This is a genomic window from Chryseobacterium ginsengisoli (assembly GCF_039542325.1).
Taxonomy (GTDB): domain Bacteria; phylum Bacteroidota; class Bacteroidia; order Flavobacteriales; family Weeksellaceae; genus Chryseobacterium; species Chryseobacterium ginsengisoli.
The window spans coordinates 24,327-41,732 of the sequence record NZ_BAABHX010000002.1 but is presented as its reverse complement, the minus strand read 5'-3'; the positions used below and the strand labels follow the sequence as shown (position 1 = coordinate 41,732).

Annotated in this window: 17 protein-coding genes; 9 read left to right on the top strand and 8 right to left on the bottom strand. The window is 33.6% G+C overall.

Translation table 11 applies throughout. The annotated features are described in order from the left end of the window. The first annotated feature begins 169 nt into the window (after nucleotides 1-169). The gene (locus ABD940_RS05220; RefSeq protein WP_345200776.1) at nucleotides 170-877 is read left to right on the top strand and encodes a YetF domain-containing protein; all 708 of its coding nucleotides are present in this window, start codon (nucleotides 170-172) and stop codon (nucleotides 875-877) included. A 143-nt stretch (nucleotides 878-1,020) separates the two neighbouring features. Here the strand turns inward: ABD940_RS05220 and ABD940_RS05215 are convergent, their stop codons facing one another. After that, nucleotides 1,021-1,182: a hypothetical protein gene (locus ABD940_RS05215; protein WP_345200775.1), complete on the bottom strand. Its 162-nt coding sequence runs from the start codon at nucleotides 1,180-1,182 to the stop codon at nucleotides 1,021-1,023. Between the two features lie 368 nt (nucleotides 1,183-1,550). Here ABD940_RS05215 and ABD940_RS05210 point away from each other — a divergent pair, with 368 nt between their 5' ends. Then, nucleotides 1,551-2,474: a DUF3078 domain-containing protein gene (locus ABD940_RS05210; protein ID WP_345200773.1), complete on the top strand. Its 924-nt coding sequence runs from the start codon at nucleotides 1,551-1,553 to the stop codon at nucleotides 2,472-2,474. Between the two features lie 63 nt (nucleotides 2,475-2,537). Here the strand turns inward: ABD940_RS05210 and ABD940_RS05205 are convergent, their stop codons facing one another. From ABD940_RS05205 to ABD940_RS05195, 3 genes are all read right to left on the bottom strand, one after another. Next, on the bottom strand, nucleotides 2,538-3,356 hold the full coding sequence (locus ABD940_RS05205; RefSeq protein ID WP_345200772.1) for a ferritin-like domain-containing protein: 819 nt from the start codon (nucleotides 3,354-3,356) through the stop codon (nucleotides 2,538-2,540). A 25-nt stretch (nucleotides 3,357-3,381) separates the two neighbouring features. After that, nucleotides 3,382-4,089, bottom strand: a complete 708-nt coding sequence (locus tag ABD940_RS05200; RefSeq protein WP_345200771.1) for a ferritin-like domain-containing protein — start codon at nucleotides 4,087-4,089, stop codon at nucleotides 3,382-3,384. A gap of 100 nt (nucleotides 4,090-4,189) precedes the next feature. Then, on the bottom strand, nucleotides 4,190-4,759 hold the full coding sequence (locus ABD940_RS05195) for a fasciclin domain-containing protein (RefSeq protein ID WP_345200769.1): 570 nt from the start codon (nucleotides 4,757-4,759) through the stop codon (nucleotides 4,190-4,192). A gap of 368 nt (nucleotides 4,760-5,127) precedes the next feature. Here ABD940_RS05195 and ABD940_RS05190 point away from each other — a divergent pair, with 368 nt between their 5' ends. The 3 genes from ABD940_RS05190 (at nucleotide 5,128) to ABD940_RS05180 (ending at nucleotide 7,519) form a co-directional block, all read left to right on the top strand. Beyond that, nucleotides 5,128-5,604, top strand: a complete 477-nt coding sequence (locus ABD940_RS05190; protein ID WP_345200768.1) for an RNA polymerase sigma factor — start codon at nucleotides 5,128-5,130, stop codon at nucleotides 5,602-5,604. Between the two features lies 1 nt (nucleotide 5,605). Beyond that, the gene (locus ABD940_RS05185; RefSeq protein WP_345200767.1) at nucleotides 5,606-6,415 is read left to right on the top strand and encodes an anti-sigma factor; all 810 of its coding nucleotides are present in this window, start codon (nucleotides 5,606-5,608) and stop codon (nucleotides 6,413-6,415) included. Between the two features lie 159 nt (nucleotides 6,416-6,574). Next, nucleotides 6,575-7,519 carry an aldo/keto reductase gene (locus ABD940_RS05180; RefSeq protein WP_345200765.1) on the top strand — a complete coding sequence of 315 codons (945 nt, stop codon included), beginning with the start codon at nucleotides 6,575-6,577 and terminating at the stop codon, nucleotides 7,517-7,519. Nucleotides 7,520-7,578: 59 nt separating this feature from the next. Here the strand turns inward: ABD940_RS05180 and ABD940_RS05175 are convergent, their stop codons facing one another. From ABD940_RS05175 to ABD940_RS05160, 4 genes are all read right to left on the bottom strand, one after another. Then, complete coding sequence (locus tag ABD940_RS05175; RefSeq protein ID WP_345200763.1) at nucleotides 7,579-8,847, bottom strand: NAD(P)/FAD-dependent oxidoreductase; 1,269 nt, start codon at nucleotides 8,845-8,847, stop codon at nucleotides 7,579-7,581. A gap of 188 nt (nucleotides 8,848-9,035) precedes the next feature. Continuing rightward, the gene (locus ABD940_RS05170) at nucleotides 9,036-10,241 is read right to left on the bottom strand and encodes an MFS transporter (RefSeq protein ID WP_345200762.1); all 1,206 of its coding nucleotides are present in this window, start codon (nucleotides 10,239-10,241) and stop codon (nucleotides 9,036-9,038) included. 82 nt (nucleotides 10,242-10,323) lie between these two features. Further along, entirely contained in the window at nucleotides 10,324-10,626 is a 303-nt protein-coding gene (locus ABD940_RS05165) for a helix-turn-helix domain-containing protein (RefSeq protein ID WP_345200761.1), read from the bottom strand. Next, complete coding sequence (locus ABD940_RS05160; RefSeq protein ID WP_345200759.1) at nucleotides 10,623-11,168, bottom strand: AraC family ligand binding domain-containing protein; 546 nt, start codon at nucleotides 11,166-11,168, stop codon at nucleotides 10,623-10,625. The genes ABD940_RS05165 and ABD940_RS05160 overlap by 4 nt, the downstream gene beginning before the upstream one ends. Before the next feature lie 239 nt (nucleotides 11,169-11,407). Between ABD940_RS05160 and ABD940_RS05155 the strand changes: the two genes are divergently transcribed. From ABD940_RS05155 to ABD940_RS05140, 4 genes are all read left to right on the top strand, one after another. Continuing rightward, entirely contained in the window at nucleotides 11,408-11,770 is a 363-nt protein-coding gene (locus ABD940_RS05155; RefSeq protein ID WP_345200758.1) for a hypothetical protein, read from the top strand. 52 nt (nucleotides 11,771-11,822) lie between these two features. Beyond that, entirely contained in the window at nucleotides 11,823-13,238 is a 1,416-nt protein-coding gene (locus ABD940_RS05150; protein ID WP_345200757.1) for an aminotransferase-like domain-containing protein, read from the top strand. Nucleotides 13,239-13,492: 254 nt separating this feature from the next. Next, nucleotides 13,493-16,678: a TonB-dependent receptor gene (locus ABD940_RS05145; RefSeq protein WP_345200755.1), complete on the top strand. Its 3,186-nt coding sequence runs from the start codon at nucleotides 13,493-13,495 to the stop codon at nucleotides 16,676-16,678. Between the two features lie 165 nt (nucleotides 16,679-16,843). Continuing rightward, nucleotides 16,844-17,401, top strand: a complete 558-nt coding sequence (locus tag ABD940_RS05140; RefSeq protein WP_345200753.1) for an OmpH/Skp family outer membrane protein — start codon at nucleotides 16,844-16,846, stop codon at nucleotides 17,399-17,401. Nucleotides 17,402-17,406: the final 5 nt, after the last annotated feature.

Below are 17,406 nucleotides of genomic sequence, written 5' to 3'. Positions count from 1 at the left end.
AGACTTTTTTCCTTGGTGAATTCTGCTGTTTTTAGTGTAAATTTTTAGCATTAAAATCAAGAACATTGGAATTTTAAAAATTTCAAAATAGCTGATTTTCATTTATACCGTTAAATTTTTTCACTTTTCTTGGCGTATTTTTTGGAGTTTGGATAGTAAATAATTTTCTATGTTATCCATATTTCTCTTAAAACTCGACTGGAAAGAATTATTGATGGGGCACGAAGAATGGTCGTTCATCCTGGAAATCATTCTTCGAACTGCCATCATGTTTCTCACCATTGTTATTGGACTTAGGGTTTTAGGAAAAAGGGGAGTGAAACAGCTTTCTATTTTCGAACTGGTCGTTATTATCGGTCTTGGTTCTGCTGCGGGAGATCCTATGTTTAATAAAGATGTAGGAATCGTTTCTTCAATTGTAGTTTTTATTGTGATCATTCTTTTGTACTTAATTGTAACTTATCTAATCGCAAAAAATAAAAAATTAGAACAATTAATAGAAGGAAAACCAATTTGCCTGATTGAAGAAGGTGAGTTTTCTATTGAGAATTTTAAAAAAGAAAACTTAGGAAGCGATGAATTTTTTGCTGAATTAAGATTGAAAGGTATTTCGCAATTAGGACAAATCGAAAAAGCAATTGAGGAAAGTTCAGGAGAAATCAGCGTTTTTTATTTTGAAGATAAAGATGTGAAATATGGACTCCCTATCATGCCGGATTCTTTAGATCATCCTTTGAAAAATATTATTCAAGAAGCACATTATTCATGTACATTTTGCGGTTTTACAGAAGAAAAACAAATTGGAAATGCAGGGAATTGTAAGAAATGTAAAAAAGATGAATGGATTCTCGCAAGCAATAAAAAACGTATTACTTAAAAACAAAAGGCTCCTAAAGAAGGAGCCTAAAAAAACACAAATGATGAAAAAAAATTATTTCGATCCACAAATATAATAAAAATATTTATTATGCAGAGCATAATACAGCATATATTTATAAAATCTATCAAAATTTTTTAAAGTTAACCAGCATTTAATTGCTGTGAAGTTGTAAATACACCAAGAGCCAACAATGCTAAAATACTGACTGCAAACACTTTTACTGTATTATTAATTTCTGTGGAAGTTTTTTTACTTCCTAAATTTTTTCTGAAAATCTGAGGTAAATATTTTTTTGTTTCCATAATTAATAAAGCATCAAATATTAAACCATAACTATACTTTAAACAGTTCAATTTCCATTGAATATCAATTAATTAAATATAATAAAAATTAATCATACAATATGATTTGAGTCATAAAACAATTATGCAAAGCTTAGTAAATTTGAAACTGAACACAATCATCCATATTTCTTATCTTAAAATGTACAAACCCTTCTATTGGAGGGTTTTTGCTGTTTATTTATTTCGAGAATTCCTTTATCACTAATATTTATTAATACAAAATCATAGCAGTAATGTCTAAAAAGCTTATTTTTAAGTAGTTTTAAGTTCATTTATAATTTTTAAACAAAAACTTTATTTATAATTTTGCACCAAACATTTACATTATGAAAAAACATTTGTTACTACTTTCCCTTTCCGCGGGAATTTTTGCGTTTTCACAAGACACAAAAACAGATGCACCAATTACAGATACAATAAAAGCATGGAGTATTCAGGGTCAAAATACGTTGATGCTGAATCAGGCTGCCTTTTCAAACTGGATCGGTGGTGGAGCTAACAATGTTGGCTGGCTTGCCGGAGTAAACTACAATTTAACTTATGAGAAAGGTAAAGATCTGTGGGAAAATGTCATCATCTTGGGATACGGACAAAATAATACGAAAGGTATAGGAACCAGAAAAACTCAGGATGTAATCAATCTTTCAACAAATTATGGTAGAGAATTTGCGAAAAATTGGTACCTATCGATGGGAGCAAGTTTACAGACTCAATTTGCAGCAGGTTATGAGGATGGAAACAATCCTGAAGCAGCAAAAATATCAAATTTTATGGCTCCGGGTTATTTAAATGTAGGAGCAGGAGTTACCTACAGACCCAATGATAATCTGACGGTTACTTTACGTCCAGCCAATGCAAGATGGACTTTCGTATTGGATGATGCTCTTCAGTATGCCGGAACTGATGGGTTAAAAAATGATGGAGATTCTTCATTATTTCAGTTTGGTTTCCTGGGAACCGCAATATATAAATTGAAAATTATGGATAATATTACATTAACAAATACTGGCTCGGTCTTCTCGAATTATCTTGATCACCCTGAAAGACTGGTTCTTGCATACGGTGGAATTTTAAATATGAAAATCAATAAATTTATTTCTACCAATATCACTTTAGATATACTATATGACCACAACCAAATCAGAAGAACTCAGCTGAAACAAACTTTAGGTGTTGGTTTTGCATATAATATTGAAAATGGCAAAAAACGCTCTGAAAATAAAGACAATCAATCCTGGTTAAAAAAATAATTTATATAAAAAATCCCCTTTCTAATTTCTCAGAAAGGGGGTTAACAGCTAAAATTAAGGAACTCAGACAATAAACAAAGATGCAATAGCCTGAGCATCACTTCCACTTAAAACTTCGTCATAAGCCGCAGAACCTGCCGCAGCTCCAAACGCAGTACTCGTATTGAAACCAGCTTGAGTTATATTACCTTCTCCGGCATACACAGGATTGGTTGCAGAGGGCATATTTCCGCCGTCTGCCAATTCTATCCAGCCTTTATTTGCTCTCATTCTTCGTACTTGTGACGCATGACGCGCTTCTACGGAATGAATTTGTAAGGCTGCCTGCAAAACCGTTTTATTGGACATTACATTTCCAGCCTGCCCTTTATAAGCTCTTACTCCTGTGTCTTCAAAAGCCTGTGCAAGAATTAAAAACTGACTATAATTTGTAAAAGGTGTAAAATTTCCACCCGCTGTAAAATCGAAATTCGGTTTTGCTCCTGGAGTTACTCCTAAAGAAGTCAGCGTATTTTTTAAGAAAGTAACGTGAGCCGATTCATGTTTTGCAATTTGCATAAAAACTGGTCTGTCTGCATTTGGAATCAAACTTCCTGCTGCTAAACCTGTTGCATAATATTCATTTTCCAGATATTCCAGAACTAAAGCCAATTGCAAAGCATCAGTTAAAGCATTTTTGAAAAAAGTTCCGCCTCCGTAAGTAGTTTCTTTAGTTTCAGCTTTTACAGGAGTTGTCATTAAAGCTCCCAAACCTAATGGAATTGCTGCAACTGCTGCCTTTTTTCCAAATTCTGAAATATTGGTAAGGGTTTCTAATCTTGATGTTTCTGTCGTGAAAAATTTATCGTCAGAAAGTTTATCTAGTAATTTAAGAATGTTCATAACTGTAATTTTTTGAAGTGAATAATTAACCGATTCCTTGTTCTTTCCAAGTGAAAGGTGTTTTGAAAAATCCTCCTGCTGCCGCTACAACATCTTTAGGCTCCTTTGCAAGATCCAATCCGTTTGCGTCGATCACATCATCACCGGAAAAGGCTGCAGTTCCGGGATTAATTAAATTTCTGATCGCTGAAGCGTGTCTTGCTTCTACGGAAACAATTTTCCCTGCAAGTACCAGATAATCAGGATTTGAAATATACTTTCCTGCGCCATTATAAGCTGCAACACCTGTATCTTCCAAAGCTTTTGCTGTTGCAAGAACAGAATTTCTGTCATTAAAATTCACATTTGCGTATTGAAATTCCAGTGTTGGTAAAACATTAGAAGTTGCTCCGCTGATCGCTGCTTTGAAAAAATCTCTGTGGATTACCTCGTGATGATAAAGATCTGTAAAAAGTTCTTTTTCAATCGTAGAAATTCCCGAATAGAAATTATTTACAACTTTAGTGTAGAAATCTGCTTCCAACTGTTCTAGTGCGTAAGCGTAATTTAAAATTCCGACATCACCTTTACCCAAATCGAAAACGTTATTATCAACAAATTCGAAGTTATCGTCATCACAACCGATCATGGTAAGTCCGGCAATTGCCAAACCGACACCACTCAGTTTCAAAAAATTTCTTCTGCCTGTATCAAGGGTTGCTCCCTGATTAGAAACATTGATAGTTTTTTTCATAATATTATTAATTTAAAGTGTTTGATTTATTTTTTAAATTCTAAATAGTCAGAGAAAAAAAACAGCATAAAAATTATGCTGTTTAAAAACTAAAAAACCATTACGGCATCAACACCGTGTCTATAACATGAATTACTCCGTTTGACTGATTTACATCAGCTATCGTAACTTTTGCGTCATTTCCTTTTGCGTCTCTTACATAAAGATCTTTTCCTTTAGTCCAGAAAGTCAATTCTTCACCTTCTACAGTTTTCATCATTGCTTTTCCACCATTAGCTTTTACGGCTGCCCAAATTTCTTTAGCATTAAATTTCCCTGCAAGAACATGATATGTTAAGATTTTAGTCAACATAGCTTTGTTTTCAGGTTTTACTAAATTTTCAACTGTTCCTTTTGGAAGTTTTGCGAAAGCAGCATCCGTTGGAGCCAATACTGTAAAAGGTCCCGCTCCCTGTAAAGTTTCTACAAGACCTGCAGCCTTTACTGCAGCAACCAAAGTTTTATGATCTTTAGAATTTACTGCGTTTTCGATTATATTTTTAGATGGATACATTGCAGCACCGCCCACCATTACTGTTTTTTCTTTCATCGCTTGTGCAGTTAACGTTCCACTGAATGCAAATGATAAAGCTACCATTCCTAAAACTGCGATTTTTGATCTTGTGTTCATTTTTTGATTTTTTAAGTTAAATATGTATTTGAATTGTGTTCTAACCTCATTTACGAGAGTGGTTTTAATCTAGATTTAAAAATTCAAATATTTTTTTTAAACGACTAATAATCAACCAATTAATTTTATGTATTTTTGAAAAACTCATTAATTAAATTGAAAAATCATTGAAAAAATGTGGTACTTATTAAAAATTATATATCAAATTTCAAGAATTAATTAATATTTAAAATATGATTTGAATTATAATTGGAATATGTTTTATTTTACTATATTTGGAATGAAAAATATTCATTATTAAAACAAACTATTCGGAAGAACAGCTAATCGTTTTACTCAAAGAAAAAAACGAAACCGGTTTTCATCATTTGTATGACAACTATTCTGGCGCGTTGTATGGTGTCATACTCCGAATTGTTCAGTCCAAAGAATATACTGAAGAAATTATTCAGGATGTTTTCGTTAAAATCTGGAATTCCATTCATCAATACGATTCATCAAAAGGAAGATTTTATACCTGGATGATTAATATTGCAAGAAATACGGCGATAGATTATTTAAAATCAAAAAGTTTTCAAAACGAATTAAAAAACCAATCGCTTCCCGATTTCGTATATAACTCTGCAGAGCTTTCAACGACCAATGATTCATCCGATTATATAGGATTTAACAAGGTGTTGGAAAATCTTGAGACTGACAAACAGGAACTTATCAACCTCGCATATTATCAGGGATATACACAAAACGAAATATCCGAAAAACTGAAAATACCGCTTGGAACGGTAAAAACCAAAATGCGAAATGCGCTGATGAAATTAAAAGATTTGCTAAAAGATTATCAATAAATTGAACACTAAAGAATACATATCATCCGGAATTATAGAATCTTATATTCTAGGTCTTGCTTCTTCAGAGGAAGCGGGGATTTTGGAGTGTGTGATGAAGAATAATGCTGAAGTAAAAGCTGCTTTTGAGGAAGCACAGAAAACTTTGGAAGATTTGGCTACGGTTCAGGCTGTGACACCTCCAAACGATTTAAAATCAAAGATATGGAGTAAAATTCAGCAGGAACAGAGTATTGAAGAAGTACAACCAGTGGTTTCTACGGATATTCCGGCTGCCAAAGCGCAGGAAGAGATTAAAATACAGGGAAATAGCAACTGGAAAGTATTTGCAATTGCAGCTTCCGTTTTGTTTTTAGTAAGTGTTGCCGGAAATCTTTTCTGGATGAACGATCAGGCAAAAACCAAGGATGAAATTGCAAAAATGCAGACAGAGAAGCAATCTCAGGATCTTGCTATGCAAAAAATGAATCGAAAGATGGATATGTTTTCTAATCCCGACATGAAAATGGTCATGCTAAAAGGTGTTGAAAAACATACAGATTCTAAAGCTATGGTTTTCTGGGATAAAAAAACAAAAGAAGTCTATCTGAATGCTGAAACCCTGCCAAAAGCGCCGGAAGGAATGCAGTATCAGCTTTGGGCAATTGCCGACGGAAAACCTGTAAATGCAGGAATGTATACCGAAGAAAAAGACAGCAAAATTGCTCTTGCAAACATTCCAAACGCACAAGCTTTTGCAATTACCTTGGAAAAACAAGGAGGAAGCCCTGTTCCTACAATGGAAAACATGTATGTGATGGGCGAAATTTAATCTAAAAATTAATTTATAAAATATAAAGATCAGCTTTAAAAGCTGATCTTTTTTTATTGAGAAAAGATATCGGCTTCATAGAGAGATTAAACCATTAACCTAAGTAAAATTTCTTACCTTAGATTTATCATAATAATTCTTTAATCGTAAAATAATTCTATGGAAAAAAGAAAAATTAAAAATACCGATTTATCAATCGCACCGATCAATTTTGGAGGAAACGTTTTTGGATGGACATTGGATGAGAAAAAGTCTTTTGATATTTTGGATAAATTTTCAGCAGAAGGTTTTAATTTTATAGACACAGCCGATACATATTCTTGGTGGGTAAACGGAAAGGGCGGTCAATCCGAAGAAATCATCGGAAAATGGATGAAAAGCCGTGGAAACAGAAATGATTTAGTAATCGCTACAAAAGTAGGTTCAGAAACAAAAGAACATGGTTTTGACATCAGTAAAAAACATATCTTAAAATCTGTTGATGAATCTTTACAGAGGCTTCAAACGGATCATATCGATTTGTATTACACACATTTTGATGATAACAAAACACCGGTGGAAGAAACGTTATCTGCTTATGACGAAATTGTAAAAGCCGGAAAAGTCCGTTATATTGCTGCATCAAATGTATCTCCTGAAAGGTTGAAAGAATCTTTTAAAGTCGCTGAAGAAAATAATTTCCCAAAATATGTTGCGCTTCAACCACATTATAATTTGCTGGAAAGAGAAGGTTTTGAGAAAAATTATGCTTCTCTGGTAAAAGAGTTTGACTTAAGTGTTTTTCCGTATTGGTCTTTAGCTGCAGGTTTTTTGACAGGAAAATATCGTACTGAAGATGATTTGTCAAAAAGCCAAAGAGGGGAAGGTGTAAGAAAATATCTGAACCCAAAAGGTTTAGAAGTTTTAAAAGCACTGGACGAAATCAGTGCAAAACATAATACAACTCAAGGTGCTGTCGCATTGGCTTGGTTATTGGCAAATCCTTTGATCACGGCTCCAATTGTAAGTGCTACAAGTGAATCTCAACTTAAAACATTGTTTGCCGCTCCAAAAATTGAATTAAGCAACGACGATGTAGAACTATTGAATAAAGCAAGTAATTAATTATACGCTTACATTTTTTCTTATAAAAATCCGTTCAAAATCTATTGAACGGATTTTATTTATTCTTTAACCGTCTCTTTTTTCGGTCTTAAAATCAATCGGATGGAAGGATTATTGGTTATAAACAATCTTAACCAGGTGAAAGCCAATCGAACTTTGCTTGCAAATCCAACCAAAGGAATAATATGAATAAAAAGCCACGTCAACCAAGCCAAGAAACCTTTAAATGAAAGCTTTGGAAGATCAACTACAGCATTGAATTTAGAAATAATCGCCATGCTTCCTTTATCATTATATTCAAACGGAATCTGTACTTTTTCTTCTTCAATTCTTTTCAAATTTTCACCTAAATTTTTTGCATGCTGAATGGCAACCTGAGCTAATTGCGGATGACCCTTCGGAAATTTCTCATCTGAAAACTGTAAAGCAATATCACCCAAAGCATAAATATTTTTCATTCCCTGAACTTTATTATAGGCATCGACTAATAATCTTCTGCCTTTTCCAAAACTTTCTTCAGGAATTCCGGGAACTTCACGACCAATCACGCCTGAAGTCCAGATTAAAGTTTCAGTTTCGATAGTTTTTCCGTCAGCTAAAATCACTTTTTTATCAACATAATCTTTTACAGCTGTATTTAAAATAATTTTAACACCTAAACTTGAAAGCTTATCATAAGCTGCTTCCTGAGCCATTTTACTCATCGGAGAAAGTAAAGTTGGAAGTGCATCAATCAGATAAATATTTGAAAGACCAAGTTTGATTTCAGGGTATTCTTTTTCGGCAATATAAGTTCCCATTTCAGCGATCATTCCTGCAAGTTCTACTCCGGTCGGTCCGCCTCCTGCAATTACAATATTTTGTAATTTTTGGGCTTCTTTTATATTTTTATTTCGTGCCGCTTCTTCTAGATTCAGGAGCATATAATTCCTTAAATATAAAGCTTCATCAATGGTTTTCATAGGAAGAGAGCATTTTTTTACATTTTCCATTCCGAAGAAATTGGATTCTGTCCCTAAAGCCAACACTAAGTAATCATACTGAAGAATTCCGTTTTCAGTTTCAATAGAATTATTTTCAGGGTTTACTTTCACAAGATTTCCCATGTGAAAATTCACGTTTTTATAATTTGAAAATAATTTTCTAAACGGATAACTGATATTCGATGCCTCAATAAATGAAGTTGCTACCTGATAAATAAGCGGTGGAAAAAAGTGGTAATTGTTCTTATCTACCAATGTAACGCGGAATCTTTTATCGTTAACCAAAGATTTCACAAGATTGATTCCGGCAAAACCTCCGCCTACGATGACGATGTGCTTTTTCATATTTTATTGATATTGTGGTGTGACAATATGGATTCAAGAATAGAGCCAAAGGAAGGTTTTTTTAGTATAAATTAGATTAACAAAGTTTTAAATAATCATTTACTTTATCAAAGCCTTTGCAATAAAAATATTAGTGAAAATTTAAGTAAAAAAAGGATGAATCAATCAATTCACCCTTTAAATTTGCTTTAAAAATTACTATTTCTTGTTTTAACTAAAATCAAAATTGCAAAAAGACAACTTATTGCACCGAAAATATAAATTGCCTGATAATTTAACCATCCTGCAATCAACCCCGCAACTGGACCTGCCAAACCTAAAGAAAGATCAAAAAATGCGGAATAAGCTCCCAAAGCGGTTCCTCTCATTTGTGGCTCTACTTTTTTTATAGCCAAAACTCCTAATGACGGAAATACCAAAGAAAATCCGACTCCTGTCAACGCACAACCTACAATTGCCATCCATCCGGAAGTCGAAAATCCGATAAATAATTGTCCGATAATTTCGATCGCAAATGAAACTAAAGCTACTTTATATCCACCAAACTTATCTGGATAAGAAGCAAAAAACAAACGGGTCAAAATATAAAATCCTCCGAAGCAAAAGAATCCCAATGAAGCATCTCCCCAATTTTTCTCAGCAAATAGCAATGCAATAAAAGAAGCAATACATGCAAATCCCATCGATGAAAAAGCCAATGCCAAACCTTGATTTGAAACCTTACCAATTATTTTATAAAAAGGAGGTCGAACATGAGAAGCATCCACTTCGAGAACTGTTAATTTGGAAGTCGAAAGCCAACTAATAACAGATAAAAAAATCACCAAAACAAAAGGAATTACAATCCCAAATTGATCGATTAACCAAAGACTCAAAGGTGCTCCCAAAGCAATTCCTGCATACATTGCAATCCCATTCCAGGTCATTACTTTTCCCGAATTTTGAGCTCCGAGAAGCCCGATTCCCCATGTTAAAGCTCCTGTTACCAACATACTTTCAGCAATTCCGTGGATGATTCTGGAAATAATCAGTAAACCTAAAACCACAAGAGGAAAACCGACCGAAGAACTTGCAAAAATATACAGTAAGCCTGCAACAAAAATCATAAAAACACCTCGTTGTTTACTAATTTTAGCGCCTAAAGTATCTGTGATTTTTCCTGCATAAGCCCTCGTTAATAAAGTAGCCAAAGATTGAAGTCCCATTATAATTCCTACCGTAAGATCTCCAAATTTTAAATCATTTTTAATGAATCCGGGCAAAGCTCCCAAAGAAATTCCCATCGTGAGATAGACTGCAAAAACTGAAATTACAATAGGAGTAAGAACATTTGTAAGCGATTTTTCTTTTTGAATAATTTTGTCACTTGCTGTGACCGATTTTGTATTTTTCATTGTCATACCGTTTTATGTTAATATTTTACGGTGACAAAAATAGAGTGGTAACAGATGTTAAGCGATGGCTAATAAAAGGTTGTTATTGGACAAATAATGGTTTCCTTTCTCTAAACTGAGAAGCTGTATTTCCTGTATTCTTTTTAAAAAATCTTGAAAAATAGGCATGATCTTCATAACCCAGTTGAAAAGCAATCTGTTTAATATCCAAATCTGTATAATACAAAAGTCTTTGAGCTTCCAGAATAATTTCCTGATGAATCCAGTGACTTGCAGAAAACCCTGTGATTTCTTTTACTATTTCATTTAAATAAAGTGGCGTAATATTCAATAAAGATGCATATTCTTTCACCTGTTTTAGCTCCTTATAATGAATTTGAATCATTTGTTTAAATTCGATGACGGTTTTATATTTTTGTCCCCGATCAGATTTCCTGAATTTTGATTTTGAATTAAATTTTGAATAAACATTCCAATTAAACTATCCGTCAAGGAATTAACAATTGATTCTCTGAAAGTTTCCTTTATATTTTTAAGAATATTTTCAAAAACAGGGAGAAAATTAAAAATCTCATTACTCTTAGAAATTGGAACTGCTTGATTTGAATTAAGATATGTATTAAAAATTTCAAGATAAGTTTTAGATATCAAAGCCGTTTCGATAAAAACGAACCAACCTTTATTAATTTCCTGATTAAGATATCTGTGAACCTGCCCCGGAGCAATATAACAAGCCGAACTTCCAGATAAAGTAATTTCCCTGAAATCCAGTTCCCATACAAAATTTCCCTTTTCCTGAATGATCAACATAAAATGGTCGTCCCGATGCGGAACTTGTTCTCTGAAGTCGAGTTGTTCAATAGCAACGATTTCGATGCCGATCGCTTCGAGTTCATCTTTATGAATAAGGATTTCCGTTTTTGCCATTTTATCTTAAAATCAGGGTAAAATTACAGAATATTATTGTTTTAATATTAAAAAGCTCAAATTCCAATTTAATTCGAAAAATAAATTTTTAAATATTAATTAATGGCTGTGAAAATTATCATTGGTATTTTATTTTGATTCAATATAAATAATTTTCTGTATCCATAAAAATAATACATTCTGTATCTGTGTCTAAATTTTTATACTCAATACATTTGTTTCATAAATAAGCAATGATTATGGAAACGGATTACAAAACTCAACAAAGAAGTCAATATGCAGAAGTTTACATTTCTGATATTCCTCAATTAAAAAATATTTTTCTGGAGATTTTTAAATTAGAATCTGTAAATGAAAATTTTGGAATTCCATTTCTTATCTTGAAAAAAGGAAGTAACATTGCTGCATTTGCAAGTCTTTTTATTAAAGATAATAAAATTGATTTTCAAATTTATCAGAACTCAGACTTAACAATTAATGAAAGAGCAGGTTTCGAAAAAAACGCAGAAAGTTACTTCAGACAAAATAATTCTGCAAATTTTAGAGATGTCGAGCAATTAAAAAGCAGCATTATCCAGATGATCGATTGGCTGAATATTTAATTATTAATTTAATTCTAAAACTATATATTTATTAAAAATTTTCAAATTCTTCATGGCTAAAGATATATTGTATCTCAAGATCGCAAAAGCTGTTGCCAAGCAAATTCAAAGCGGAACTCTGCAATTTGGAGACAGATTGCCGTCACTTCGAAGTGCCCAAAAATTGTATAACGTAAGTTTAAATACTGTGAAACAAGCTTATATGGAACTGGAAAGCTTATCATTGGTAGAATCGAAACCAAAATTCGGGTATTTTGTAAGTCAGACTTCACAAAGAAAATTAGCACTTCCTTCTATATCCACGATCAATATATCCGAGAAAGAAAAAATGGATGAAGATCTGTTGAAAAAAGTTTTTGATACGATCTCAAAACCCGATATTACACAGTTTGCTTTGGGAATTCCCGGAGATAATTTTCTTCCGTTGGCAAAGATGAAAAAATCGATCATTAATGTTGCTAAAAATAAAAAGGACAGCGGAACTGCCTATGAACCCGTTCAGGGAAATGAACACCTGCGTCGGGAAATTGCAAAATGGACATTGGTTTTGGAAGGAAAAATAACTGAAGATGATCTGGTCATTACTTCCGGGGCGATGAACGCGATCTACAATTGTCTGATGGCAGTTACAAAACCCGGAGATTCTGTCGCAGTGGAAAGTCCTGTTTATTTTGGAATTTTACAGGCCATTCAATTATTAGGTTTAAAAGCTGTGGAAATTCCTACACATCCTGTTTATGGCGTTGATCTCGATGCTTTGAAAAAAGTTTTACCAACGATTTCAGCCTGTTGTTTCGTGACTGATTTTAATAACCCTCTAGGTTTTCAAATGCCTGATGAAAATAAAAAAGAACTGGTACGATTAATCACAGAATTTAATGTTCCTCTGATTGAAGATGATATCTACGGCAACGTTTATTTTGGTTCGGAAAGACCAAAACCCTGCAAATATTATGATGAAGCCGGTTTGGTGATGTGGGTGAATTCTGTTACTAAAGTTTTAGCTCCGGGTTATAGAATTGGCTGGGTTGCCCCGGGAAAATTTAAAGACAAAATCATTCGACAAAAATTGATTCAGACAGTTTGCAGTCCTTCTTTTTACTCAGATGTAATTGCTGATTTTCTGGAACACGGACGTTATGATCATCATTTGAAAAGTTTCAGGCAGAAGCTTTATGGAAATTATTTACAAATTCAAAGAGCAATTAATACCTATTTTCCGGATAATACAAAAATGTCTGAACCGAAAGGCGGATTTATGCTTTGGCTCGAACTTGATAAAAAAATCTGCACTGAAGAGCTTTATAATGAAGCTTTAAGCAGGAAAATAAATTTCGCTCCCGGAAGAATGTTTTCTCAGCACAATCAGTTTCAGAATTGTATGCGTCTTAATTATGCCTTAGAATGGACCGACCGTGTTGAAAGCGATATTGAAACGCTGGGAAAAATGATCAAAAACAGAATGTAGATCAAATAGATTATTATCAGAAACTTAACATTAAGAAAAACTTAAATAAAAATTAAAGCCCAAAACACCGATTAACATTCATATTTTAATGAATTCAGCTGCTAAAAAGTATTAAAACAACATATCCAAATAAATCTTTTTAATTTTTTTTTAAGGAAATGTTAAGCATTTTGTTATGTAATGTTATCTGTATGTTAACGCAATGGGAATGCACTTCGAAATAATTTTGCAATACAATTTTGAAGTATAAAAAAATGAAAAAAATAATCTGTGCTATTGCATTATTATCTTTCAGTCTTGCCTTCTCGCAGGAAACCAGCTCTAAAATTTTCGGGAGATTAAAAGGAACAACTTCCGAAATGACCATCAAAGTAATCCACGTTCCGACCAACAGCAGTTTTGAAACCAAAACTAACAAAAACGGACAGTTTAGTTTAGACAATTTACAACCTGGAGGACCTTATACAATTGAGGTAATGGATGGTTCAAATGTGGTTTATTCCAACAGCAATGTTCAACTGTCATTAGGGAATAACGATCTTCCGGTGGTAGAAGTTGGAAATAAAGAAAAGGTAATTGATGAAGTAAAACTGACTTCCAAAAGAACAACCGCAGCAAAATTCGGGGTAGGAATCAGCCAAGCACAGATTTCAGGACTTCCAAATATCAATCGTGGAATTCAGGATGTTACAAAGCTCGTTCCCCAAAGTGCCAATAACTCCTTCAACGGAACAAATTTCCGTTATAATAACGTAACAATTGACGGTTCTATTAACAATGATGCGATTGGATTCAGCCCATCTTTAGGCGGACAAACAGGAACTTCGGGAATGCCGGGAAGCAGTACGCGTTCGAATTCCATCAGTTTAGATGCTATTCAGGATGTGCAGGTTTATATCGCTCCTTATGATGTAAAATTAGGAAATTTCTTAGGCGGAAGTATTAATGCTGTTACAAGAAGCGGGAGTAATAACGTGGAAGGATCTTTGTATATGTACGGTAGAAATGCCTCGATCACAGGAAATAACAGAGTTGGTGACAATTCTAAAATGCCAAGTTCTTTCCAGGATTTTATCTATGGTGGAAGAGTAGGATTGCCTGTTGTAAAGGATAAACTATTCTTATTCAGTAATATCGAATATACAAAAAGAACAGATCCTGTTTTTTATAATGCAGGAGATCAAGGAGCTTTGGTAAGCAATGATGTTGCTCAGCAGATTTCAAATTTTGTAAAAAATAAATACGGTTTTGATGTTGGAAGTTTTAATAATTACAACAATTTCTCCGAAAGCGGAAAGCTTTTCAACAAATTAGACTGGAAAATCAATGACAAACATACGTTGTCCATTAAAAACAATACAGTTTTCTCACAAGCTTCAAACCTGGAAAGAGACGGTGCTAATTTCCGTTTTGCAAGCATGGATTTTGTTCAGAAAAACACTTCTTCTACAACAACTTTAGAATTGAAGAGCCGTTTTAATGACAAATGGAACAACAACTTGATTTTAGGATATTCTTCGATCCACGATTACAGAGATCCTACTTCTCAAAACGCAATGTTCCCACAAGTTGAAATTGCTTACAACGGAGGAACAATTTTATTAGGAAACGACAGGGAAGCAACGGTTTTCAATATGAAGCAGAAAACTTTTGAAATTACTGACAATTTAACATATAAAGCAGGTCATCACACATTTTTATTAGGAACCCACAACGAATTATATAATATCGATTACGGCTTTGTAAATGCTCTTAACGGAAGAATTTCTTATAAAAGTTTAAATGATTTTTATAATTCAAATCCGGCAAGAATCAGAGGGACATATCCTTTTAATGGTGCAAGCAGAGATGATATATTTAATAATCCTTATGCTCAGTATAAAGTTAATTTGTTATCTGCTTATTTTCAGGATGAAATCAATTGGGGCAGATTAAGATTAACTCCCGGAGTGAGAGTAGATTATACAGATTTACCAAATAAACCGCTTTTAAGCCCGGCTGTAAATAATTCTCCGGCAGATCCAAATTATGGAAATACCTATACTTACACACCTTTAAGCCAGCTTACAAACGATTATCTTAACAAGCCTACAATTTCCCCAAGATTAGGATTTAATCTAGATCTTACTCAAGATAGATCTTTGGTGATGAGAGGAGGATCAGGAATTTTTGTGGGAAGAATTCCTTTTGCCTGGTTGGGTTATGCTTATTATAATGACGGAGTTGGTTTCGGAAGTTATGATTACAATGCGCCGACAGCCGCTCAATTGGCAGCAAACGGAGATCCTTTATCAAGCGGAAATTTCCCGAAATGGCAGAATTCTTCAAAAGTACAGGTGGATTTAATTGATAATAACTTTAAAATGCCAAGAGTCTGGAGAAGTTCATTAGCCTTCGATTATACTGTTTCAGGATATAAACTGACATTGGAAGGAATTTATACTAAAGTTTTATACGATTTAAAATTCCAACAGGTTAATAAAACGGATAATGTGACTTATTTCAGTTATGATACCAATCACGAAATGCCGATTTACACAACAAATATCAACAGTAACTTCTCGAATGCGTATATGCTTTCGAACACCAAAGAAGGATACAGATACAATTTGACGGCACAACTTCAAAAGTCGTATAATTTTGGGTTAAATTTCTTTGTTGCGTACACTTACGGAGACGCAAAAGACATCACAAACGGTATCAGAAATTCGATGGAAAGTAACTGGCAAATGAACCAATCTCTGACACCGAATGATCCTAAATTGACAACTTCAAACTTTGCGATAAAGAATAGAGTTGTAGCGAATGTTGGATATACCTTACCGCTTTCTGAGTCAAATAGAATATCAGCGAACGTTTATTTTAATGCTCAGTCAGGAAATCCTTTTTCTTGGGGATTTGTAAACAGTACGATCGCCAATACAGGACAGGCAGCAGGTTTAGCCTACATTTTCAAAGACGCAGCTGAAGCAACAAAATATATTGCTCCGATAAAAGACGGTTCAGGAAATATTTTAGTTACAACAGCTCAACAGGTTGCAGATTACGAAAAATTTATCAACAGCAACGAATATTTAAGCAGCAGAAGAGGAAAATTCACGGAAAGAAACGGAGATTTCACTCCTTGGAATATTCAGGCGGATTTTAGAATTATGGATGAGATCAGATTAAGCGAAAAATCTAAAAACACGATTCAGATTTCATTAAGTATCATCAACTTAACAAATTTACTGAACAAAGACTGGGGTAAAGTATACTTCGTGCCAAACACTTTCAATTCAACAGCGAGTGTTGGTTTAACGAAAGTTGGAAATGTAGCAACAGGACAGCCTTCTGCAGGAGATCCAACGTATAATTTTACAACACCGGGATTGCCTTATACGATCGATCAGTTTGCATCGAGATTCCAGGCACAGTTGGGAATTCGATATAATTTTTAATTAATATTTCATTATTTACTACATATAGATTTATTAGATTCTTTCAAAGTGAGGTCCGGATATTCTTTCCGGGCTTCTTTTCATTAATATATAACTAGGCATTTAGTTATATTTATTATATTTGCAGACTTTTAAAACAGATAAAATTTAAAAATAAATAATAAGATGAAAAAGTTAATCACAACATTTTCTTTAGCAGCAGGACTTTTCCTGACTTCAAACTTAGTAAGTGCACAGCAAAAAATAGGTCATGTAAACTCTGACGAAGTTTTCAATAATCTTCCGGAAGCGAAAACTGCAGAAGCATCTTTGGATACTTTTACTAAAACAAAACAAGCTGAGATCGAAAAAATGATCACATCATATCAAACTAAGCTTAAAGCAGCTCAGGATAAAGAAAAAACGATCAGTGAGGCAAACAAAGAATCTGTTATTAAAGAATTAACAGCAGCACAAACTGAATTGCAAACCTTAGGAAAAAGTATTGAAGAAGCTCGTACAAAAGCAGCTCAGGATGTTTCTAAAAAGCAAGGGGAATTATTTACGCCTATTCAACAAAAAGTAGCAACTACAATTTCTGCAGTAGCGAAAGAAAAAGGATTGGCTTATGTATTTGATGTTTCTGCTTCACAAGGTAACAACAATATCGCTTATATGGATGGAGGTGAAGATATTACACCAGCTGTAAAGTCTAAATTGGGAGCAACAGGAGGTAAAAAATAATCCTG

What these genes read in the sequence shown, in the direction of transcription:
- ABD940_RS05200 (WP_345200771.1), bottom strand. Translation starts at nt 4,089, where the DNA reads ATGAAAAAAACTATCAATGTTTCTAATCAGGGAGCAACCCTTGATACA.
- ABD940_RS05165 (WP_345200761.1), bottom strand. Translation starts at nt 10,626, where the DNA reads ATGATTCAAATTCATTATAAGGAGCTAAAACAGGTGAAAGAATATGCA.
- ABD940_RS05145 (WP_345200755.1), top strand. Translation starts at nt 13,493, where the DNA reads ATGAAAAAAATAATCTGTGCTATTGCATTATTATCTTTCAGTCTTGCC.
- ABD940_RS05155 (WP_345200758.1), top strand. Translation starts at nt 11,408, where the DNA reads ATGGAAACGGATTACAAAACTCAACAAAGAAGTCAATATGCAGAAGTT.
- ABD940_RS05175 (WP_345200763.1), bottom strand. Translation starts at nt 8,847, where the DNA reads ATGAAAAAGCACATCGTCATCGTAGGCGGAGGTTTTGCCGGAATCAAT.
- ABD940_RS05205 (WP_345200772.1), bottom strand. Translation starts at nt 3,356, where the DNA reads ATGAACATTCTTAAATTACTAGATAAACTTTCTGACGATAAATTTTTC.
- ABD940_RS05215 (WP_345200775.1), bottom strand. Translation starts at nt 1,182, where the DNA reads ATGGAAACAAAAAAATATTTACCTCAGATTTTCAGAAAAAATTTAGGA.
- ABD940_RS05160 (WP_345200759.1), bottom strand. Translation starts at nt 11,168, where the DNA reads ATGGCAAAAACGGAAATCCTTATTCATAAAGATGAACTCGAAGCGATC.
- ABD940_RS05170 (WP_345200762.1), bottom strand. Translation starts at nt 10,241, where the DNA reads ATGAAAAATACAAAATCGGTCACAGCAAGTGACAAAATTATTCAAAAA.
- ABD940_RS05210 (WP_345200773.1), top strand. Translation starts at nt 1,551, where the DNA reads ATGAAAAAACATTTGTTACTACTTTCCCTTTCCGCGGGAATTTTTGCG.
- ABD940_RS05140 (WP_345200753.1), top strand. Translation starts at nt 16,844, where the DNA reads ATGAAAAAGTTAATCACAACATTTTCTTTAGCAGCAGGACTTTTCCTG.
- ABD940_RS05150 (WP_345200757.1), top strand. Translation starts at nt 11,823, where the DNA reads ATGGCTAAAGATATATTGTATCTCAAGATCGCAAAAGCTGTTGCCAAG.
- ABD940_RS05195 (WP_345200769.1), bottom strand. Translation starts at nt 4,759, where the DNA reads ATGAACACAAGATCAAAAATCGCAGTTTTAGGAATGGTAGCTTTATCA.
- ABD940_RS05220 (WP_345200776.1), top strand. Translation starts at nt 170, where the DNA reads ATGTTATCCATATTTCTCTTAAAACTCGACTGGAAAGAATTATTGATG.
- ABD940_RS05180 (WP_345200765.1), top strand. Translation starts at nt 6,575, where the DNA reads ATGGAAAAAAGAAAAATTAAAAATACCGATTTATCAATCGCACCGATC.